This window comes from Burkholderia sp. PvR073, from assembly GCF_054055695.1.
Window position 1 is genome coordinate 16,170 of the sequence record NZ_JBSRXO010000007.1, and the last position, 20,104, is coordinate 36,273.

The 20,104-nt window shown below is 68.7% G+C and carries 16 protein-coding genes and 1 pseudogene; 8 read left to right on the forward strand and 9 right to left on the reverse strand.

The window, feature by feature from the left end; all coding sequences use genetic code 11:
- Nucleotides 1–52 precede the first annotated feature (52 nt).
- Nucleotides 53–1,786: a ClcB-like voltage-gated chloride channel protein gene (locus tag ACVK00_RS20900; protein WP_284890876.1), complete on the forward strand. Its 1,734-nt coding sequence runs from the start codon at nucleotides 53–55 to the stop codon at nucleotides 1,784–1,786.
- A 69-nt stretch (nucleotides 1,787–1,855) separates the two neighbouring features.
- On the opposite strand, the gene ACVK00_RS20905 is transcribed toward ACVK00_RS20900, so the two are convergent.
- Entirely contained in the window at nucleotides 1,856–2,476 is a 621-nt protein-coding gene (locus ACVK00_RS20905) for a TetR/AcrR family transcriptional regulator (RefSeq protein ID WP_006754789.1), read from the reverse strand.
- Nucleotides 2,477–2,667: 191 nt separating this feature from the next.
- Here ACVK00_RS20905 and ACVK00_RS20910 point away from each other — a divergent pair, with 191 nt between their 5' ends.
- The 4 genes from ACVK00_RS20910 (at nucleotide 2,668) to ACVK00_RS20925 (ending at nucleotide 9,677) form a co-directional block, all read left to right on the forward strand.
- Nucleotides 2,668–3,777, forward strand: a complete 1,110-nt coding sequence (locus ACVK00_RS20910; protein WP_284890875.1) for an efflux RND transporter periplasmic adaptor subunit — start codon at nucleotides 2,668–2,670, stop codon at nucleotides 3,775–3,777.
- Nucleotides 3,774–6,929: an efflux RND transporter permease subunit gene (locus ACVK00_RS20915; RefSeq protein WP_284890874.1), complete on the forward strand. Its 3,156-nt coding sequence runs from the start codon at nucleotides 3,774–3,776 to the stop codon at nucleotides 6,927–6,929. Before ACVK00_RS20910 ends, ACVK00_RS20915 begins: the two co-directional genes overlap by 4 nt.
- Before the next feature lie 2 nt (nucleotides 6,930–6,931).
- A complete protein-coding gene (locus ACVK00_RS20920; protein WP_284890873.1) occupies nucleotides 6,932–8,521 on the forward strand; it encodes an efflux transporter outer membrane subunit in 1,590 nt (529 codons plus the stop codon).
- Between the two features lie 124 nt (nucleotides 8,522–8,645).
- Nucleotides 8,646–9,677, forward strand: a complete 1,032-nt coding sequence (locus ACVK00_RS20925; protein ID WP_228904294.1) for a MerR family transcriptional regulator — start codon at nucleotides 8,646–8,648, stop codon at nucleotides 9,675–9,677.
- Between the two features lie 66 nt (nucleotides 9,678–9,743).
- Here ACVK00_RS20925 and ACVK00_RS20930 read toward each other — a convergent pair whose 3' ends face one another.
- From ACVK00_RS20930 to ACVK00_RS20950, 5 genes and pseudogenes are all read right to left on the reverse strand, one after another.
- On the reverse strand, nucleotides 9,744–10,451 hold the full coding sequence (locus tag ACVK00_RS20930; protein WP_284890872.1) for a hypothetical protein: 708 nt from the start codon (nucleotides 10,449–10,451) through the stop codon (nucleotides 9,744–9,746).
- On the reverse strand, nucleotides 10,426–10,650 hold the full coding sequence (locus tag ACVK00_RS20935; protein WP_284890871.1) for a helix-turn-helix domain-containing protein: 225 nt from the start codon (nucleotides 10,648–10,650) through the stop codon (nucleotides 10,426–10,428). The genes ACVK00_RS20930 and ACVK00_RS20935 overlap by 26 nt, the downstream gene beginning before the upstream one ends.
- A gap of 8 nt (nucleotides 10,651–10,658) precedes the next feature.
- Nucleotides 10,659–11,219 (reverse strand): DUF2975 domain-containing protein, encoded by a 561-nt coding sequence (locus ACVK00_RS20940; protein WP_284890870.1) that lies wholly within the window; start codon nucleotides 11,217–11,219, stop codon nucleotides 10,659–10,661.
- 158 nt (nucleotides 11,220–11,377) lie between these two features.
- Nucleotides 11,378–11,906, reverse strand: a pseudogene (locus tag ACVK00_RS20945) (M949_RS01915 family surface polysaccharide biosynthesis protein).
- 72 nt (nucleotides 11,907–11,978) lie between these two features.
- Nucleotides 11,979–13,376, reverse strand: coding sequence for a sigma-54 interaction domain-containing protein (locus ACVK00_RS20950; protein ID WP_284890868.1), 1,398 nt, complete (start codon nucleotides 13,374–13,376; stop codon nucleotides 11,979–11,981).
- Between the two features lie 204 nt (nucleotides 13,377–13,580).
- Here ACVK00_RS20950 and ACVK00_RS20955 point away from each other — a divergent pair, with 204 nt between their 5' ends.
- From ACVK00_RS20955 to ACVK00_RS20965, 3 genes are read left to right on the forward strand one after another with little or no spacing between them, the layout of a single operon-like run.
- Nucleotides 13,581–14,510 (forward strand): MBL fold metallo-hydrolase, encoded by a 930-nt coding sequence (locus tag ACVK00_RS20955; protein ID WP_435521223.1) that lies wholly within the window; start codon nucleotides 13,581–13,583, stop codon nucleotides 14,508–14,510.
- A gap of 28 nt (nucleotides 14,511–14,538) precedes the next feature.
- Nucleotides 14,539–16,218, forward strand: coding sequence for a bifunctional protein tyrosine phosphatase family protein/NAD(P)/FAD-dependent oxidoreductase (locus tag ACVK00_RS20960; RefSeq protein WP_284890865.1), 1,680 nt, complete (start codon nucleotides 14,539–14,541; stop codon nucleotides 16,216–16,218).
- 18 nt (nucleotides 16,219–16,236) lie between these two features.
- Entirely contained in the window at nucleotides 16,237–17,043 is an 807-nt protein-coding gene (locus ACVK00_RS20965; protein WP_284890864.1) for a sulfite exporter TauE/SafE family protein, read from the forward strand.
- A 104-nt stretch (nucleotides 17,044–17,147) separates the two neighbouring features.
- Here ACVK00_RS20965 and ACVK00_RS20970 read toward each other — a convergent pair whose 3' ends face one another.
- Genes ACVK00_RS20970 through ACVK00_RS20980 form a run of 3 tightly spaced genes read right to left on the reverse strand, consistent with a single transcriptional unit; the run spans nucleotide 17,148 to nucleotide 20,052 of the window.
- Entirely contained in the window at nucleotides 17,148–17,969 is an 822-nt protein-coding gene (locus ACVK00_RS20970; RefSeq protein ID WP_228904308.1) for an ABC transporter permease subunit, read from the reverse strand.
- The gene (locus ACVK00_RS20975; protein WP_228904309.1) at nucleotides 17,966–18,895 is read right to left on the reverse strand and encodes an ABC transporter permease subunit; all 930 of its coding nucleotides are present in this window, start codon (nucleotides 18,893–18,895) and stop codon (nucleotides 17,966–17,968) included. Before ACVK00_RS20975 ends, ACVK00_RS20970 begins: the two co-directional genes overlap by 4 nt.
- Nucleotides 18,892–20,052: an ABC transporter ATP-binding protein gene (locus tag ACVK00_RS20980; RefSeq protein WP_228904310.1), complete on the reverse strand. Its 1,161-nt coding sequence runs from the start codon at nucleotides 20,050–20,052 to the stop codon at nucleotides 18,892–18,894. The genes ACVK00_RS20975 and ACVK00_RS20980 overlap by 4 nt, the downstream gene beginning before the upstream one ends.
- Nucleotides 20,053–20,104: the final 52 nt, after the last annotated feature.

The following is a 20,104-nucleotide window of genomic DNA, read 5'->3' on the forward strand; positions in this document are numbered from 1 at the left end:
TGCTATGCTTCGCGTCGTTTTCCTTCGTCCTCTTCATCAATCTCTTTCAGCCGTGCTCTCGTTCCTGCTGAAGCTGCGCACTCGCGCCCAGACGCTGTTCCGCCTGTCGGACGCCCATACGATGCTGATCTGGTCGGCCGTCGTCGGCGTCGGCGGCGCCTTCGCCACCATGACGTTCCGCGAAGGCATCGACCTGATGCAGCACCTGATCTCCGGGCACAGCGGCAGCTTCGTGCAGATGGCGAGAAGCCTGCCGTGGTACGTGCGCTTCTGGATGCCGGCCGCGGGCGGCTTCCTGGCCGGCTGCGTGCTGCTGCTCGCGACGCGCGGTGACAAGAAAACCGACAAGACCGACTACATGGAAGCCGTCGCGCTCGGCGACGGCGTCGTGCCGGTGCGCCAGAGCCTGTGGCGCAGCGTGTCGTCGCTGCTGACGATCGGCAGCGGCGGCTCGATCGGCCGCGAAGGCCCGATGGTGCAACTCGCGGCGCTGGCGGCGTCGCTGGTCGGCCGCTTCGTGCACTTCGACCCGCCGCGCCTGCGCCTGCTCGTCGCATGCGGCGCGGCGGCCGGTATCACGTCCGCGTACAACGCGCCGATCGCCGGCGCGTTCTTCATCTCCGAAATCGTGCTCGGCACGATCGCGATGGAGAGCTTCGGGCCGATGGTCGTCGCATCGGTCGTCGCGAACATCGTGATGCGGGAATTCGCCGGCTACCGGCCGCCGTACGAGATGCCGGTGTTCCCGGCCGTGACGGGCCCCGAGGTGCTGCTGTTCGTCGTGCTCGGCGCGCTGTGCGGCGTGCTCGCGCCGCAGTTCCTGCATCTGCTCGATGCATCGAAGAACCAGTTCAAGCGGCTGCCCGTTCCGCTGCCGGCGCGGCTCGCGCTCGGCGGCCTCGTGGTCGGCGTGATCTCGGTGTGGATTCCGGACGTGTGGGGCAACGGCTACAGCGTCGTGAACCAGATCCTGCATGCGCCGTGGACCTGGCAGGCGCTCGTCGCGGTGCTGGTGTTCAAGGTGATCGCGACCGCCGCGACGGCCGGCTCGGGCGCGGTCGGCGGCGTGTTCACGCCGACGCTGTTCGTCGGCGCCGTGTTCGGCTCGCTGTTCGGCCTCGCGATGAACGCGCTGTGGCCGGGCCACACGTCCGCGTACTTCGCGTATGCGATGGTCGGGATGGGCGCGTTCATGGCCGGCGCCACGCAGGCGCCGCTGATGGCGATCCTGATGATCTTCGAGATGACGCTGAGCTACCAGGTCGTGCTGCCGCTCCTGGTGTCGTGCGTGTTCGCGTATTTCGTCGCGCGCGCGACCGGCACGACGTCGATGTACGAGATCACGCTGCGCCACCACCAGGACGCGCAGGAACGGCTGCGGCTGCGCACCACGCAGATGCGCGAACTGATCCAGCCCGCGCAGACGGTCGTGCCGCTCACCGCGAGCGTCGCCGACATGACGCGCGTGTTTCTCGAATATCCGGTGAAGTATCTGTACGTGACCGACGACGCCGGGCGCTTCCGCGGCGCGGTCGCATTGAAGGACATCACGTCCGACCTGCTCGACAAGCGCGACACGACCGACAAGACGGCCGCGCACTACGCGCACACGCCGTTTCCGCTGCTGACGCCCGACATGCCGCTCGCGACCGCGCTCGAACGCTTCATGGCGTTCCAGGGCGAGCGGCTGCCGGTGATCGAAAGCGAAGCCGAGCCGACGCTCGCGGGGGTCGTCTACAAGACGTCGCTGCTCGACGCGTACCGGCGCATGACCGGCGAGCGCTGACGCACAAGGTGCGCGCCGCCCGGTGCGGCGCCGCCGCATCCCAGGCCGGTGCGCCGCCCGCCTGATCGTTCAGCCCGGCTCGCGACCCAGCACGACCCGTGCGAAGAACCCCGCCAGCACCGCTTCGGCCGCGTCGGCCGATACGTGCTGCGGATCGGCCGTGTAGTACGACTGCACGCCGTCGCACAGGCACATCAGCCCGAATGCGAGCGTGTCGGCCGGCAGCAGCAGCGGCGTGCCCGCGCGCTCGGCGAAGCGCTGGATGAACTCGGCCATCTGCAGCCGCTTGCCGTGCAGGAACTGGTTGAAGCGCACGCGAAACTTCGCGTCGCGCGCCGCCTGCAGCTTCGCCTCGCCCCACAGCAGCGAATACTCGTCGTCGCGAAACAGCGTCCGGTAGTACGCGAGCGCCATCGACTCCATCTGTTCGCGCGGCCCGCCTTCCTCGAAGATCGCCTCGAAATCGGCCCGCACCGAATCATGGTCGCGCTCGAGCAGCTCGAGGAGCAGCTCCGACTTGCTGCGGAAGTTCGAGTAGAACGCGCCGCGCGTATAGCCGGCCGCCGCCGCGACGTCCTCGACGCTCGCGGCGACATAGCCTTTCTTCAGAAAAATCCGGTGCGCGGCTTTCAGCAGACGTTCGCGCGTCTGGTCCCGGCTCTGCTCGCGAGTTAAGCGCTGTGGTTTCATGGCGCGCAGTCTAGCATCAACCCCCTTTCGGATTCATCTTTGCATTCAGATACAGGTGTGTATTAGAATTCGCCGCAGTTTCCGAACAACCTCGTTCGGCACTGTCCGTGCGCGCCGACCCGGCGCCACTCGGGGCAAGCGCCCGCCGCGCTTGCCGGCTTCGTTCCGCTCTCACCTGATCTGGGGGTTTCGTGAATCGCTCCGGTTCCCGCGCCGTGCTGCTGATCGGCACCGCGCTCGTCCTTGCCGCCTGTCACCCGAAGGAAGCCGCGCCGCCCGCGCCGCGCCCGGTCGTCGCGCTGCCCGCGCACGCCGACGGCGCCGCGGTCGCGGCCACGCTGCCCGGCGAGATCCAGCCCCGTTATGCGACGCCGCTGTCGTTTCGCATCGCGGGCAAGATCGTCGAGCGCAAGGTGCGGCTCGGCGATACGGTCAAGGCCGGCCAGGTCGTCGCGCTGCTCGATCCGTCCGACGTCGAAAAGAACGCCGCGAGTGCGCAGGCGCAATTCGATGCCGCGACGCACAGCCTCGCGTTCGCGAAGCAGCAGCTCGACCGCGACCGCGCGCAGGCGCGCGAGAACCTGATCGCGACCGCGCAACTCGAACAGACCCAGAACAGCTACACGTCGGCGCTCGCGCAGCGCGACCAGGCGCAGCAGCAGCTCGCGCTCGCGAAGAACCAGCTCCACTATGCGACGCTCGTCGCCGATCACGCGGGCACCATCACCGCGGAACAGGCCGACACCGGCCAGAACGTATCGGCCGGCCAGGCCGTCTACCAGCTCGCGTGGTCCGGCGACGTCGACGTCGTCAGCGACGTGCCCGAGGCCGCGCTCGCGTCGCTCACGCCCGGTCATGCGGCGAGCGTTACGCTGCCGTCGCTGCCGGGCCGCCAGTTCGCCGCGAAGGTGCGCGAGATCGCGCCGGCCGCCGATCCGCAGAGCCGCACCTATCGCGTGAAGCTCACGCTCGCCGCGCCCGATCCGGCCGTCCGCCTCGGGATGACCACGAACGTCGCGTTCGACGGCGCACCGGTTGCCGGCAACGCGCCGAGCATCACGCTGCCCGCGACCGCGCTGTTCCACGACGGCCCGCATCCGGCCGTGTGGGTCGTGCGCGCCAAGGACGACACGCTCGAACTGCGCCGCGTCGACGTCGCCCGCTTCAACGAACGCACCGTCACCGTGTCGCAAGGGCTGCAGCCTGGCGAACGCGTCGTGCTGCAGGGCGTGCATACGGTCAGCGCGGGCGAGAAGGTGCGGCCGGTCGCCCCCCTCCACCCGCAGGACTTCGCATCATGAGCGGCCCCCGCGAAGAAGGCCGCTTCAACCTGTCGGCATGGGCGCTGCGCCACCAGGCGCTGGTGGTCTACCTGATCGCGCTCGCGACGCTCGCGGGCATCCTCGCGTACACGCGGCTCGCGCAATCCGAAGATCCGCCGTTCACGTTCCGCGTGATGGTGATCCGCACGTTCTGGCCCGGCGCGAGCGCGCGGCAGGTGCAGGAACAGGTGACCGACCGGATCGGCCGCAAGCTGCAGGAAACGCCGGCCATCGACTTCCTGCGCAGCTATTCGCGGCCCGGCGAATCGCTGATCTTCTTCACGATGAAGGACGCGGCGCCCGTAAAGGACGTGCCCGAGACCTGGTACCAGATCCGCAAGAAGGTCGGCGACATCGGCTATACGCTGCCGCCCGGCGTGCAGGGCCCGTTCTTCAACGACGAATTCGGCGACGTCTATACCAACATCTGGACGCTCGAAGGCGACGGCTTCACGCCCGCGCAGCTCCACGACTATGCGGACCAGTTGCGCACCGTGCTCTTGCGCGTACCGGGCGTCGGCAAGGTCGATTACTTCGGCGACCCCGATCAGCGGATCTTCATCGAGGCCGACAACACGCAGCTCACGCGCCTCGGCATCTCGCCGCAGCAGCTCGGGCAGGCCATCAACGCGCAGAACGACATCTCGTCGGCCGGCGTGCTGACGACCGCCGACGATCGTGTGTTCGTGCGGCCGAGCGGCCAGTTCGACAACGTCGCGGCGATCGCCGACACGCTGATCCGGATCAACGGCCGCACGTTCCGGCTCGGCGATCTCGCGACGGTGAAGCGCGGCTATGACGATCCGGTCGTCACGCAGATGCGAACGAACGGCCGTGCCGTGCTCGGCATCGGCGTGACGATGCAGCCGGGCGGCGACGTGATCCGGCTCGGCAAGGCGCTCGATGCCGAATCGAAGAACCTGCAGGCGCAACTGCCGGCGGGCCTCAAGCTGACGCTGGTGTCGAGCATGCCGCACGCGGTCGCGCATTCGGTCGACGATTTCCTGGAAGCCGTCGCCGAAGCCATCGCGATCGTGCTGGTCGTGAGCCTCGTGTCGCTCGGCCTGCGCACCGGGATGGTCGTCGTGATCTCGATTCCGGTCGTGCTCGCCGTGACCGCCCTGTTCATGTACCTGTTCGACATCGGGCTGCACAAGGTGTCGCTCGGCACGCTGGTGCTTGCGCTCGGGCTGCTCGTCGACGACGCGATCATCGCGGTCGAGATGATGGCCGTGAAGCTCGAGCAGGGCTACAGCCGCGCGCGCGCCGCCGCGTTCGCGTACACCAGCACCGCGTTCCCGATGCTGACGGGCACGCTCGTCACGGTGTCGGGCTTCCTGCCGATCGCGCTCGCGAAGTCGAGCACCGGCGAGTACACGCGCTCGATCTTCGAGGTGTCGGCGATCGCGCTGATCGCGTCGTGGTTCGCGGCCGTCGTGCTGATCCCGCTGCTCGGCTATCACCTGCTGCCCGAGCGCAAGAAGCACGCGCACGAAGCCCACCTGCCGGACGATCACGAGCACGACATCTACGACACGCGTTTCTACACGCGGCTGCGCGGCTGGGTCGACTGGTGCATCGAGCGGCGCTTCGTCGTGCTGCTGATCACGGGCGCGCTCTTCGTCGTCGCGCTGATGGGCTTCTCGCTCGTGCCGCAGCAGTTCTTCCCGAGCTCGGATCGCCCCGAGCTGCTCGTGGACGTGCGATTGCCCGAAGGCGCGTCGTTCGCCGCGACGCTGCGCGAGACCGAGCGCCTCGAGAAAATACTCGACAAGCGGCCCGAGATCGATCATTCGGTGAGCTTCGTCGGCAGCGGCGCGCCGCGCTTCTACCTGCCGCTCGACCAGCAGCTGCAGTTGCCGAACTTCGCGCAGTTCGTCGTCACCGCGAAATCGGTCAAGGATCGCGAGAAGCTCGCCACCTGGCTCGAAACCACGCTGCGCGACCAGTTCCCGGCCGTGCGCTGGCGCCTGTCGCGGCTCGAGAACGGGCCGCCCGTCGGCTACCCCGTGCAGTTCCGCGTGAGCGGCGACGACATCGCGACCGTGCGCTCGATCGCCGAGAAGGTCGCGGCGACGATGCGCGGCGACGCGCGCACGGTGAACGTGCAGTTCGACTGGGACGAGCCGGCCGAGCGCTCGGTGCGCTTCGAGCTCGACCAGAAGAAGGCGCGCGAGCTGAACGTCACGTCGCAGGACGTGTCGAGCTTCCTCGCGATGACGCTGTCCGGCACGACCGTCACGCAGTATCGCGAACGCGACAAGCTGATCGCGGTCGACCTGCGCGCGCCGCGTGCGGACCGTGTCGACCCGGCGAAGCTCGCGGGCCTCGCGCTGCCGACGCCGAACGGCCCCGTGCCGCTCGGCTCGCTCGGCCGCTTCACGCCGGCACTCGAATACGGCGTGGTGTGGGAGCGCGACCGCCAGCCGACGATCACCGTGCAGTCCGACGTACGCGCCGGCGCCCAGGGCATCGACGTCACGCATACGATCGACGGCAAGCTGAATGCGTTGCGCGCGCAACTGCCGGTCGGCTACCAGATCAACATCGGCGGGTCGGTCGAGGAAAGCGCGAAAGCGCAGAAGTCGATCAACGCGCAGATGCCGCTGATGGCGATCGCCGTGTTCACGCTGCTGATGATCCAGCTGCAGAGCTTCTCGCGCGTGCTGATGGTCGTGCTGACCGCGCCGCTCGGGCTGATCGGCGTGGTCGGCACGCTGCTGCTGTTCGGCCAGCCGTTCGGCTTCGTCGCGATGCTCGGCGTGATCGCGATGTTCGGGATCATCATGCGCAACTCGGTGATTCTCGTCGACCAGATCGAGCAGGACATCGCGGCCGGCCACGGACGCCTCGACGCGATCGTCGGCGCGACCGTGCGGCGCTTCCGTCCGATCACGCTGACGGCCGCGGCCGCCGTGCTCGCGCTGATCCCGCTGTTGCGCTCGAACTTCTTCGGGCCGATGGCGACCGCGCTGATGGGCGGGATCACGAGCGCGACCGTGCTGACGCTGTTCTACCTGCCCGCGCTGTACGCCGCGTGGTTCCGCGTGAAGCGTGACGAACGCGACCCGCATGAACCACACGACGGCCCGCCGCACGACGGCACGCCTGCCGCGCCGTCGGGAGCCTGACCATGGAACTGTCGATGAACCTGAAAACGAAGGCCGCGCGGGCGCTCGCGGCCGCGAGCCTCGTCGGCCCGCTGGCCGGCTGCGCATGGTTCGCGCCGAGCGGCGAGCCGCCCGCAATGCCGTCGCCCGCGCATTACGGCGCCATGCCCCAAGTGCAGCAAACGGTATCCGCGCAAGGCGTCGCGCAGCAGTTCGAGGTCGGCGCGCAGCCGGTGCCCGACTGGTGGACGCAGTATCGTTCCGATGCGCTGAACGCGCTCGTCGACGAAGGGCTGCGCAACAGCCCGACGCTCGGCGCGGCGTCGCATTCGCTGGATGCCGCGCGCGAGCAGCTGCGCGGGCAGATCGGCAGCTCGATGCTGCCGTCGATCGACGCTGGCGCCCAGGCCACGCGCCAGCGCGCGCTCGGCGTGCCGATTCCCGCCCTCGGCGCGCCGACGCTGCTGTACGACACGTTCGTCGGGCAATTGCAGGCCAGCTACACGATCGACCTGTTCGGCGTGTCGCGCTTCGCGAACCGCGCGCTCGCGAAACGCGTCGACGTCAGTGCGTTCCAGCTCGAATCCGCACGGCGCGCGCTGGCCGCGAACATCGTCACCGCGTCGATCACCGTGGCGGTGCTCAATGCGCAGATCGAGACGACCGAGCGGCTCGTCGCGCTCGCGAACGATCAGGCGCACGACGCCGAACGCCGCCATGCGCTCGGTTCGGCGTCGCGCAGCGACGCGCTGACTGCACGGCAAAGCGCCGACACGTTCGCGGCGAGCCTGCCCGCATTACGCCAGCAACGCGACTCGGCCCGCCATGCGCTCGCGGTGCTGGTCGGCCGCACGCCCGACCGGCCGCCGGCCGATCTCGCGCTCGCCGATCTGCACCTGCCCGAGCAGGTGCCCGTCGTCGTGCCGTCGGACCTGCTGCAAAGCCGCCCGGACATCCAGGCCGCCGATGCCGGGCTGAAGGCAGCCGCGGCCGAAGTGGGCCTCGCGACCGCGCAGATGTTCCCGCAGTTGTCACTGTCGGCGGCGATGGGCAAAGGCGGCTTCAACTGGCCGACGATGCTGTCGGGCGCCGGCTCGATCTGGAATGTCGGCGCGTCGCTGAGCCAGCCGATCTTCCACGGCGGTGCGCTACTCGCCCAGCGCCGCGCGGCGAAGGCGACCTACGAGGCCGCGGTCGATCAGTACAAGCAGGCCGTGCTCGGCGCGTTCCAGAATGTGGCCGATTCGCTCGCGGCGCTCGAGCACGATGCCGAGGCGCTCGACGCGTCGTCGCACGCCGCGCTTTCCGCGCGCGGCGCGTACGACGACGCGGCCGCCCGCGTGCGGCTCGGCGCGCTGCCGCCGTCGGCCGCGCGCGCCAGCGAGCTGCAGTACCGCAATGCGCGGCTCGACGAGCTTCGCGCGACCGGCGCACGGTTCGCGGATACCGCACGGCTTTACCAGGCGATGGGCACGCCGCCGGTCGACGGCGCCGGCAAGGACGGGAAAGCCGATACGACCGGCAATCCCGGCAACGTGGCTCACGACGCCGCCGGCGCCCAGGCGCGCACGGCCGCGCCCGACGCGCCGCCGTCACCACCGTCGCCGCAATAACGCGCGGTTTCCTTCGGACGCACGGCGCGCGGGGCCATCCCGCGCGCCGATCCGCGATCTTCCGCTTGACCCTCACGTAGCGTAACGTTCGAGACTCCAGTGTGCGCACCGAACGGAGGAACGAATGCGACTGAAAGTGGGAGAGCTGGCGAAACGCAGCGGGCTGACCGTCCGCACGCTTCATCACTATCACGCCATCGGTCTGCTGACGCCTTCGGCGCGCGCCGACAACGGCTACCGGCTGTACGACCGTGACGACATCGCCCGGCTCCACCAGATCCAGGCGTTGCGTCGCTTCGGACTGTCGCTCGCCGAAATCGGCGACCACCTGAACCAGCCCGGCACCACCCCGCTCGTCGATCTCGTCGCCAAGCAGATCGCGCTGCTCGACCTTCAGCTCGCGCAGACCGCGCAGCTACGCGAGCGGCTCGTGAGCCTGCACGCCCAGCTCGCGGCGGGCACGGAGCCGGAACTGGCCGATTGGCTCACCACACTGGAGTTGATGACCGTGTACGACAAATATTTCTCCGAGGAAGAACTTGCGCGCCTGCCGATGTACCAGAAGAGCCAGGCGGGCGACGCGGAATGGATCGCGCTCATCGGCGAGGTCCGCGCGCTGCACGACGCGGGCGTGCCGCCCGAGGACGAGCGCGTCCGAGCGCTCGCCGCTCGCTGGATGGCGCTGCTCGTGCGCGACACGAACAACGACCCGCGGCTGCTCGCCAAGCTGAACCTGATGCACGAACGGGAACCGGCGATGCAGTCGAAGATCGGCATTTCAACCGCGCTGCGCGACTATGTGCTGCGCGCGACGGCGGAGTCGAAAATGCGCATTTTCGAGAAGTATCTCGCGCCGGACGAGATCCGCTTCATGCGGGCGCACTACGGCGAACGCGCGATGGAATGGCCGCAACTGATGGCCGATGTACGCGACGCGATCGACGCGGGCGCGACGCCCGATTCGCCGCAAGGCCGCGCGCTCGCGCAGCGCTGGCTCGATCTGTTCTGCAGCTACGCGGGCCATGATCCGGCCACGCACGCGAAATTTCGCCATGCGCTGATGAACGAGCCGGCGCTGACGAAGGATTCGTGGGTCGACGACACGCTGCTCGGTTTCGTGCGGGAGGCGATGGCGCAGCTTGTGCCTGCGCGTTGAGCGTGTTGAGCGTGTTGAGCGCATGAAGGTGCGGGCGGCAGGCGGGTTTCCCGCATGCCGCCCGTTTCACCATTTGCAGCCGGTGTCGCGAACCGCATCCAGTGCGAGCATCGGCAATGCGAGCAGGCCCGCGCCCGAATAGGCGTGCCGGCAGTCGGCGCGACGGGCGTCCGACATGCCATCGGCCAGCCTCGCGTCGACGGTGTCGCGGCTCACAGCCGAGCCGCCGGACGACGCGCCCAATGCACCGACCGCCGCCTGCGCCGGACTGCGCACCGCCGCATGCCGCGAGCCGATTGCATCCAGATCGCGGCGCCAGTCGAGGTCGGGGCTTGATGCGGTCTCGGGATGATTTTCAAATCGGTTTGCGATTGCGCCGGCAGGTGTCTCGCCTTGCCGATGCGAAACGCCCGCCACATCCGAAGTCGACCGCATCGTCATGCGCGACGTTGCAACCGCGGCGGATCGTTTCGTCGATCGCACGGCGCTCTCGACGCCGCCCTCACCCGCGACCGGGCCGGTTCGCCGGGCGTCACGCGCACGCCCCCCGGGCGCGGGCCGCGCGGGAATCAGTTCGACACGCAGCGTGATCCGGGGCGGCGCCCCGGCTTTCGGGCCGGTAGCCGTCGATGCCTGTTGCAGCACGAACCATCCGAGCAGGTGAATCGATACGGAGACTGCGACGGCCAGCGCGACGATGCGCGGCCGACGGCACCCTGCCGTCTCGACACGTCGCGGCGGCGATGTATCAGTCCGGCTCGCCGACACCGTCATCGCTGAACGCGAGCAGGTCGCCGGGCTGGCAGTCGAGATAGCGGCAGATGGCCGCGAGCGTCGCGAAGCGGATGCCCTTGACCTTCCCTTGCTTGAGCAGCGACAGATTCTGTTCGGTGATGCCGACGGCCGCCGCGAGATCCTTCGAGCGGACCTTGCGCGTCGCGAGCATCACATCGAGCTTGACCACGATCGTCATCGCGCGCCTCAGACGAACTGCCGATGTTCGGCATCGAGTTCGCTTGCCTGCCGGAGGATGTGCGCGATGACCGCGATGCAGGCCGCGGTGAACAGCGCGACCACGTACGGCAGGCTGAAGCCGATGCTGACCACGCGATGGCCGACCGGTTCGCGCAGCGTCGCCCACACGCTCAGCAGCGGTTCGCACAACAGGCTCAGCAACACCCACAGGCCGATCGCACGGCCCGTCTTGCCGAGATGGCCGGCCGCTTGCGCGGAGAAATAGTCGCGGCGCGCGTAGGTGCGAAACAACGCGCGCAGATGACGCAGGCCGTTCGCGAGCGCAATCAGCGGCACGCTCGACAGCAGGATGCCGACGGCCTTCTGCCACCACGGGAAGGCGGCGACGTCCACGCGCAGGTTCGAGATCACCGAATCGGTGAGGCCGAACACGAGGCCGGGCCCGGAGGCCGCGTTCAGTGACGGAAACGCCCAGCACGCGGCATTGAGCACCAGCATGCCGACGATGAACCCCAGCGTGACGGTGGCCATCTTCTGGCTGATACGGGCGATGCGATCGGAATGCATGCGAAGTCCTCGACGGGGAATGAACGTGCGTCGATTGTACGTCGATAATTATCGTAAAACGATAATTAATTGTTGTTCGATTGTGATTTTTTATTGTTCAGCATGCTCAGCTGGTGTCGGCCGCCCGCCTGTAGCGCGCGCAACGGCCCGGCGGCCGCCTAGTCGTAGTCGCGCATGCTGATCGCGCGCCAGTGCTTCGTCATGTAGCGCAGGAACACGGGCCGGGCCTTAAGGTCCGCATTCGGCACGGGCGCCGCGCCGCCGTCCATGAACTTGCCCCTTGACCGTGACGGTTTCCTCGCCGCGCAACACGTATTTCGTGCCGGCGTCGATCAGGAAGTACTTGACCTGGTCGGCGCTGACGTCGCCGCGGCAGCCGATCCGGTAGGCGAACAGGAACTGCTTGCGGCCGTTGCCGAGCAGGTCGCGCATCTCGATCGACGCGGGCACGACGTCGAGGATCACGTCGACCGGGCATGCCTTCACGTAGTCGCGCACGGTCCAGTCGGGCCGGCCGTCGAGCGTCGCCGACACCTTGAGCTCGACGTCGTCGCCGGACGCGCTTTTGGCAAGCGTCACCACATGCGCGCCGGCCGCATCGGTCCACGTGTAGTCGGCGGCCCGGGCCGGATTGGCCTGCGCTGCGACTGCAAGCAACAGGCAACGCGAAAGGAAACGTCTTTTCATCGGCGATGGCATGGGAATCGAACGCGCCATTATCGACAAAGCCGCGTGCCGCCACCAGCCTCGCGCTACCGTTCAGCGCTCGCGCGAGCCGAGACCGAGCGCCTTCATCCGCCGGTACAGCGTCCGTTCGCTCATCCCGACCTGCTCGGCCAGCGCCTTGCGCGTGCCGTCGAAGGTGCGCGCGATGCGCACGAGCTCCGCGTCCGACAGGCCGCGCGCGTCCGCGTCACGCTCCTGCGGCGCCGCTGCCGCCGCGACGAGTTCGGCCGGCAGGTGCTCGACCCGGATCGTGCCGTCGTCCGCGAACAGGCACGCGCGTTCCAGCACGTTGCGCAGCTCGCGGATGTTGCCGGGCCATGCATACGCATCGAGGCACGCGCGTGCGCGCTCGGTCAGCACGAACGGCCGGGCCGCGAATGGCCGCGCGCTCGCATCGCCCGCGTTGCCGCGCGCGTTCGCGATGCGGCGCAGGATCGATTCGGCCAGCAGCGCGACGTCCCCGCGCCGTTCGCGCAGCGCCGGCAGCGGAATCGGAAACGCGTTGATCCGGTAGTAGAGGTCCTGCCGGAACCGCCCGTCGTCGATCATCTCGCGCAGCGGCTTGTGCGTGGCCGCGACGAGCCGGAAATCGGCGCGCAGCGCCTCGACGCCGCCGACGCGCCGGAACGTCCCCGACTCGATCAGCCGCAGCAGCTTCACCTGCATCGGCAGCGGCACGTCGCCGATTTCGTCGAGAAACAGCGTGCCGCCCTGCGCGGTCTCGACGAGGCCCGGCTTGCGCTGGTTCGCGCCGGTAAACGCGCCCTTCTCGTAGCCGAACAGTTCGCTCTCGAACAGCGTCTCGGCGATGCCCGAACAATCGACGACCACGAACGGCCCCATCGCGCGCGCGCTCGCCTCGTGCAGCGCTCGCGCGAACAGTTCCTTGCCGGTACCCGATTCCCCGAGCAGCAGCACAGGCAGCATCGACGGCGCGACGCGCTGCAGCGCGCCGAGTGCCGCATTGAACGCGTCGGCGCCGCCGACGAGCCCTTCCGCGCTGGGCTGCGCGGACGCGCTGCGCACCGTCGTCAGCCGCTCGACGTACGCGATCACGTCGCCGCGCGCGTCGAAGATCGGCCGCAATTCCACGTCGACGTGCTCGGGGCCGCGCGGCGTATGGTGAATGTGCAGCACGCGGTTCAGGCTGCGCGACTCGAGCGCCTGCTTCATCGGGCAATGCTCGCCGGCCTGGTCGCACGGCACGTCGTAGTGATGCGAGACCTGGAAGCAGTGCCGGCCGACGTGCTCGACGCCCGCCACGCCGAACTGGCGCCGGTACGCATCGTTCGCCGCGAGGATGCGGTAGTCGGGATCGAGGACGATCATCGGCTGCGGATCCTGTTCCAGATACGCGACGAGCGCGCGCACGTCGGGCATGACGGCGCGCGACGGCGCGGGAACGATCGGAATGGTGTCGTGCGGATTCATGGGGAGGCGAGAGAACGAATGGCCGGACGAACTGCCAGGCGGACTGCCAATTCTGCCACGACACTGCCAGACATGGCAGTGCGCACTGGCGGTCATCGGCCGGCCGCGCCCGCGACGCATCGCGATCGCGCGGAAAATCCGAACCAAATCAAGTACCTGTCGGATCGACCGGCGTCGCGGCGCGGATTGGCACGCTTCTTGAACATGGGATTGCCGATTGCCGATGCAGAACCCGATCGAGGACATCCCGTGAGCCATGCCCCCCTGCTGTCGGTCGAAGGCTTTTTCGACCCGGCGACCCACACCGTCAGCTATCTGCTGCTCGATACCGAGAGCCGCGCGTGCGCGCTGATCGACAGCGTGCTCGACTACGACCCGAAGTCCGGACGCACGCGCACCGCCAGCGCCGACCGGCTGATCGCCCGCGTCGCCGAACTCGGCGCGACCGTGCACTGGCTGCTGGAAACGCACGTGCACGCCGACCACCTGTCGGCCGCGCCTTACCTGAAGGCGCACGTCGGCGGCCGGATCGCGATCGGCTCGCACGTGCGCCGCGTGCAGCACGTGTTCGGCACGCTGTTCAACGCCGGCCCCGGCTTCGCCCAGGACGGCAGCCAGTTCGATCGGCTGCTCGACGACGGCGACACGCTCGCGCTCGGCGCGCTGACGATCCGCGCGCTGCATACGCCGGGCCATACGCCCGCATGCCTGACCTACTGCGTCGACGATGCGACGCAGCGCGCGGCATTCGTTGGCGACACGCTGTTCATGCCCGACTACGGCACCGCCCGCTGCGACTTCCCCGGCGGCGACGCACGCACGCTGTACCGCTCGATCGCACGCGTGCTGGGCCTGCCGCGCGACACGCGCCTGTACCTGTGCCACGACTACCAGCCGGGCGGGCGCGACGTGCAGTTCGTGACGACCGTCGCGGAGCAGCGCCGCGCGAACGTGCACGTGAAGGACGGCGTGACCGAGGACGATTTCGTCGCCATGCGCACCGCGCGTGACGCGACGCTCGACATGCCGGTGCTGATGCTGCCGTCCGTGCAGGTCAACATGCGCGCCGGCCACCTGCCCGAGCCCGAAAACAATGGCGTGCGCTACCTGAAGATCCCGCTCGACGCGATCTGAGCCGCCGCCCCGACCGGAGAACCCCGACATGACCATCCGCCCGCTGACCGACCTGCTGTCGGTCTCGCCCCAGATCGCCGCGACCGACCTGCCCGCGCTGCACGCGGCGGGCATCCGCGCGATCGTCTGCAACCGTCCGGACGGCGAAGGCGCCGACCAGCCGACCGTCGCCGAGATCCGCGCCGCCGCCGCGCCGCTCGGCATCGCCGTGCATGACCTGCCCGTCGACACTGGCAAGGTCACCGACGATCAGGCCGCGCAGTTCGGCGCGCTCGTCACGACGCTCGCCGGCCCGGTCCTCGCGTACTGCCGCAGCGGCACGCGTTCGGCGACGCTGTGGGCGCTGTCGCAGGCTGGTCGGCGCCCGGCCGGCGACATCATCGCGATCGCCGCCGCGGCCGGCTACGACCTCGGCGCGCTCGCGCCGCGTCTTGCGCAGGGCCTCGCGCCAGGCGGCTATCAGGCCGCACCGGCCGTCGACGCGCGGCACGACATCGTGATCGTCGGCGCGGGCGCGGCCGGCGTCGCGGTCGCGTCGAGCCTGCTTGCGCGCGACGCGTCGCTCGATATCGCGGTGATCGATCCGGCCGATACCCACTACTACCAGCCGGGCTGGACGATGGTCGGCGCGGGCGTGTTCCGGCCCGACACGACCGCGCGCCGGATGGCCGACCTGCTGCCGCGCGGCGTGAAATGGATCCAGGCAGCGGTCGCCGGCTTCGAACCCGACGCGCATACGGTCGTGCTCGACGGCTGCCGGCGCATCGGTTACCGCAGGCTGGTCGTGTGCCCGGGGCTCAAGCTCGACTGGCACGCGATCGACGGCCTCGCGCAGACACTCGGCCGCAACGGCGTCACGTCGAACTATCGCTACGATCTCGCGCCGTACACGTGGGAACTGGTACAGGCGTTCCGCGGCGGCAATGCGCTGTTCACGCAGCCGCCGATGCCGATCAAGTGCGCGGGCGCGCCGCAAAAGGCGATGTACCTGTCGTGCGATCACTGGCGGCGCACGGGGCGCCTCGGCGCCGCGAACGTCGAGTTCCTGAATGCCGGCGGCGCGCTGTTCGGCGTCGCCGACTACGTGCCGGCGCTGATGGAGTACGTGACACGCTATGACATCGCGCTGTCGTTCGGTCACAACCTCGTCGCGATCGACGGCCCGGCGCGGCGCGCGACGTTCACGCGTGCGCTGCCCGACGGCGGTACGGAAACCGTCGAACGGGCGTTCGACATGATCCACGTCGTGCCGCCGCAGAAGGCGCCCGATTTCGTGCGCGCGAGCCCGCTCGCCGACGCAGCCGGCTGGATCGACGTCGATCCGGCGACGCTGCGGCACCGGCGGTTCGCGGACATCTTCGCGCTCGGCGACGTCACCAACACGACCAACGCGAAAACCGCCGCGGCCGCACGCAAGCAGGCGCCCGTGGTCGCGCACAACCTGCTCGCGTCGCTGGGCCGCGCGCTCGGCAACGCCGCGTACGACGGCTACGGATCGTGCCCGCTCACCGTCGAGCGCGGCAAGATCGTGCTCGCCGAATTCCTGTACGGCGGCAAGGTCGCGCCGACCTTCCCCGCATGGCTGATCGACGGCAAGCGTCCGTCGCGGCTCGCGTGGCTGCTCAAGGAGCGCGTGCTGCCGCCGCTCTACTGGAAGGCGATGCTCAGGGGCCGCGAATGGCTCGCGAAGCCCGCGATCGCCCGTTGACCGGAACCCGCTGACATCATGCTGATTTCCCTCGTACTCGGCGGCTTCGTCGGCGCCGTGCTCGGCCTCACCGGCGCGGGCGGCGGCATTCTCGCGGTGCCCGCGCTCGTCGCCGGGATGGGCTGGCCGATGCAGCAAGCCACGCCCGTCGCGCTCGTCGCGGTCGCAGGCAGTGCCGCGCTCGGCGCGCTCGAAGGGTTTCGCCGCGGGCTCGTGCGCTATCGCGCGGCGCTGCTGATGGCCGTGGCCGGCGTGCCGCTCACGACGCTCGGCGTGCGGCTCGCGCACGTGCTGCCGCAGCGCGTGCTGCTGGCGCTGTTCGCGCTGACGATGCTGGTCGTCGCGGGCCGCCTGCTACGGCAGGCGCTGCGCAACGCGCCCGGCGACACGGCCGAATCGCCGCTGTGCGTCGGTCGCGTGAATCCCGATACGGGCCGGCTCGTGTGGTCCTGGCCGGTCGGGATCGCGCTCGCGTCGACCGGCGCGGTGACGGGACTGATGACGGGGCTGCTGGGTGTCGGCGGCGGCTTCGTGATCGTGCCGATGCTGCGCAAGTTCACGAACGTGTCGATGCACGGCGTGGTCGCGACGTCGCTGATGGTGATCGCGCTGGTCGGCACCGGCGGCGTGTTCGCGACGCTCGTGTCGGGCACGCGCGCGCCGCTCGACATGATGCTGTGGTTCACGGTCGCGACCGCGCTCGGGATGGCCGTCGGCCGCCGCGCGTCCCGGCACCTGTCCGCGCGGCACGTGCAGGCCGGCTTCGCGGCCGTGCTCGTCTGCGTGGCGTGCGGGCTGCTGGCGAAGGCGGCCTTCAGCGCCTAAGCCGCGAGCCGCACTCGGCGCGCACCCCAAAACAAAACGCCCGGCCCGACTCGTCGTCGGCACCGGGCGTTTTTCGTTGCGTGCGCAACCTGTGCGCGAGAACGTCAGACGGCGAACGCGGCCATCCGCTTGCGTTCCTGGCGCAGCATCACGAAGTTCGCGATCACGACGCCGGCCGTCACCGCGACGATGAACAGCGTCGCGAGCGCGTTCATCTCCGGGTTCAGGCCGAGGCGCACGCGCGAGAACACGACGAGCGGCAGCGTCGTCGAACCGGGGCCCGACAGGAACGCCGACAGCACGAGGTCGTCGATCGACAGCGTAAACGCCAGCAGCCAGCCCGCGACCAGCGCCTGCGAGATCAGCGGCAGCGTGATCGTGAAGAACACCTTCAGCGGCGTCGCGCCCAGATCGAGCGCGGCTTCCTCGAGCGACGGATTGAGCTCACGCACGCGCGACTGCACGATGATCGCGACGTACGAGATGCACAGCATCACGTGGCCGAGCCAGATCGTGAACACGCCGCGCTCGGCCGGCCAGCCGATCCACTTCGCCAGCTCGATGAACAGCAGCAGCAGCGAGATGCCCTGGATCACCTCGGGGATCACGAGCGGCGCGTTGATCATCCCGCTGAACAACGCGAAGCCGCGAAAGCGGCCCATCCGCGCGAGCACGAAGCCGGCCCACGTGCCGATGAACACCGACGCGAACGCGGTCAGCACGCCGATCTTCAGCGACAGCCACGCGGCCGTCAGCAGCTCGTCGTCGTCCACGAGCGCCGAGTACCACCGCAACGAGAAGCCCGACCACACGGTGACGAGCTTCGACTCGTTGAACGAATAGACGATCAGGCTGATGATCGGGATGTACAGGAACGCGAAGCCGGCAAACAGCGCCGCGAACTGCAGGTAGCGATTCGGCTTCATCGACGGCGGCCCTCCTGCTCCTTCGCCTGGAAGTGCTGGAACATCGCCATCGGCACGAGCAGCAGCAGCACCATCGCGCAGGTCACGGCCGACGCCATCGGCCAGTCTGCGTTGTTGAAGAACTCATTCCACATCACGCGGCCGATCATCAGCGTGTTCGCGCCGCCGAGCAGTTCCGGAATCACGTACTCTCCGACCGCCGGAATGAACACCAGCAGACAGCCCGCGATGATCCCGTTCCTCGACAGCGGCAGCGTGATCTGCACGAACGCCCGCCACGGCCTGGCGCCCAGGTCGTACGCGGCTTCGAGCAGGCGCAGGTCCATCTTCACGAGGTGCGCGTACAGCGGCATCACGAGGAACGGCAGGTACGAATACACCATCCCGATGTACACCGCGTAGTTGGTGCGGTACAGCTCGATCGGCGTATGGGTCAAGCCGATCCACATCAGGAAGTTGTTCAGCAGCCCGTTGTTCTTCAGGATCCCGATCCATGCGTACACGCGGATCAGGAACGACGTCCAGAACGGCAGCATCACGCCCATCATCAGCAGGTTGCGGGTCGCCGGGTTCGAACGCGCGATGTAGTACGCCATCGGATAGCCGATCAGCAGGCACAGCAGCGTCGTGATGGCGGCGACCACCACCGAATTCACGTAGGTCGCGAAATACAGGCTGTCGGTGAGCAAGAACGCGTAGTGCGACAGGTTCAGCGCGATGTGCACCACGCCGTCCGTGTACGACGCGAGCTCCGTGTACGGCGGGATGCCGAGCTGCAGCTCCGCGAAGCTGATCTTCACGACCAGCACGAACGGCACGAGGAAGAACAGCACGAGCCACGTGTACGGCCCCGCGACGACCGCCGAGGCGCCGGTCAGGCTGAAGCGCCGCACGGGCCATGCGAGCAGGGACTTGAGCGTGTTCATGACGTCAGCACCACGCCTGCGGTCGCGCTCCAGCGCACGTAGATCTCGTCGCCGAGCGACGGCGTGTCGAGCTCGGTGATCGCGAGGCTCGACACGTTCGCGATCACCGTCTTGCCCGCGTCGAGCTTCACGTGATACAGCGAATAGCCGCCCATGTACGCGACGTTGGTGATCCTGCCGCGCGCCCAGTTGAACGCGCCTTCGGGCGGCTTGCGCGTGAGCGCGATCCGCTCGGGGCGCACCGACACCGTGACCGGCATCCCGAGCGGGCCCGTGATCCCGTGGCTCACGTACAACCGGCTCGGCAGCTCCGGGGATTCGATGTACACGTAGTCGGGTTCGTCCTCGACCGTGACGCCGTCGAACAAGTTCGTCGAGCCGATGAACTCGGCCGAGAAGCGGCTGTTCGGATATTCGTAGACTTCGTTCGGCGAGCCGATCTGCACGATCTGCCCTTCGCTCATCACGGCGAGCCGGTTGGCCATCGTCATCGCCTCTTCCTGGTCGTGCGTGACCATGATGCAGGTGACGCCGACCTTCTTCAGGATGTTGACGAGCTCGATCTGCGTGCGCTGGCGGATCTGCTTGTCGAGCGCCGACATCGGCTCGTCGAGCAGCAGCACCTTCGGGCGCTTGACGAGCGAACGCGCGAGCGCGACGCGCTGCTGCTGGCCGCCCGACAGCTGGTGCGGCTTGCGCTTCGCGTACTTACTCATCTGCACGAGCTCGAGCGCCGCGGCGACGCGCTCCTTCAGCTCCGCCTTCGGCGTGCCTTCCTGCTTCAGGCCGTAGGCGACGTTCGATTCGACCGACATGTGAGGGAACAGCGCATACGACTGGAACATCATGTTCACGGGCCGCTTGTACGGCGGCATCTGCGCGAGGTCCTCGCCGTCGATCAGGATCTTGCCCGAGGTGACCGTCTCGAGGCCCGCGAGCATGCGCAGCAGCGTCGACTTGCCGGAACCCGAGCTGCCGAGCAGCGCGAACAGCTCGCCCTGGCGTACCGTCAGGTTCACGTTGCGCACCACTTCGGTCTCGCCGAATTTCTTGACGGCGTCGACGATCTGGACAAAGTTCTCGGCGCGCGCATTCGCGCCGGACGAAGGAACGAAGGACGGCGCGCCCGCAACCGGCGCACCCGACTGGCTATTCATGATGTGCTGCTTCTCTCCTGCGTTTGACGAACAAAGCCCCCGGGGGCACCAG

Bases quoted from the DNA above. Each gene is read 5' to 3' on its own strand.
- ACVK00_RS20905 (WP_006754789.1), bottom strand. From the start codon at position 2,476: ATGAAACCACAGCGCTTAACTCGCGAGCAGAGCCGGGACCAGACGCGC.
- ACVK00_RS20915 (WP_284890874.1), top strand. From the start codon at position 3,774: ATGAGCGGCCCCCGCGAAGAAGGCCGCTTCAACCTGTCGGCATGGGCG.
- ACVK00_RS20920 (WP_284890873.1), top strand. From the start codon at position 6,932: ATGGAACTGTCGATGAACCTGAAAACGAAGGCCGCGCGGGCGCTCGCG.
- ACVK00_RS20925 (WP_228904294.1), top strand. From the start codon at position 8,646: ATGCGACTGAAAGTGGGAGAGCTGGCGAAACGCAGCGGGCTGACCGTC.
- ACVK00_RS20930 (WP_284890872.1), bottom strand. From the start codon at position 10,451: ATGACGGTGTCGGCGAGCCGGACTGATACATCGCCGCCGCGACGTGTC.
- ACVK00_RS20935 (WP_284890871.1), bottom strand. From the start codon at position 10,650: ATGACGATCGTGGTCAAGCTCGATGTGATGCTCGCGACGCGCAAGGTC.
- ACVK00_RS20940 (WP_284890870.1), bottom strand. From the start codon at position 11,219: ATGCATTCCGATCGCATCGCCCGTATCAGCCAGAAGATGGCCACCGTC.
- ACVK00_RS20950 (WP_284890868.1), bottom strand. From the start codon at position 13,376: ATGAATCCGCACGACACCATTCCGATCGTTCCCGCGCCGTCGCGCGCC.
- ACVK00_RS20955 (WP_435521223.1), top strand. From the start codon at position 13,581: ATGGGATTGCCGATTGCCGATGCAGAACCCGATCGAGGACATCCCGTG.
- ACVK00_RS20960 (WP_284890865.1), top strand. From the start codon at position 14,539: ATGACCATCCGCCCGCTGACCGACCTGCTGTCGGTCTCGCCCCAGATC.
- ACVK00_RS20965 (WP_284890864.1), top strand. From the start codon at position 16,237: ATGCTGATTTCCCTCGTACTCGGCGGCTTCGTCGGCGCCGTGCTCGGC.
- ACVK00_RS20970 (WP_228904308.1), bottom strand. From the start codon at position 17,969: ATGAAGCCGAATCGCTACCTGCAGTTCGCGGCGCTGTTTGCCGGCTTC.
- ACVK00_RS20975 (WP_228904309.1), bottom strand. From the start codon at position 18,895: ATGAACACGCTCAAGTCCCTGCTCGCATGGCCCGTGCGGCGCTTCAGC.
- ACVK00_RS20980 (WP_228904310.1), bottom strand. From the start codon at position 20,052: ATGAATAGCCAGTCGGGTGCGCCGGTTGCGGGCGCGCCGTCCTTCGTT.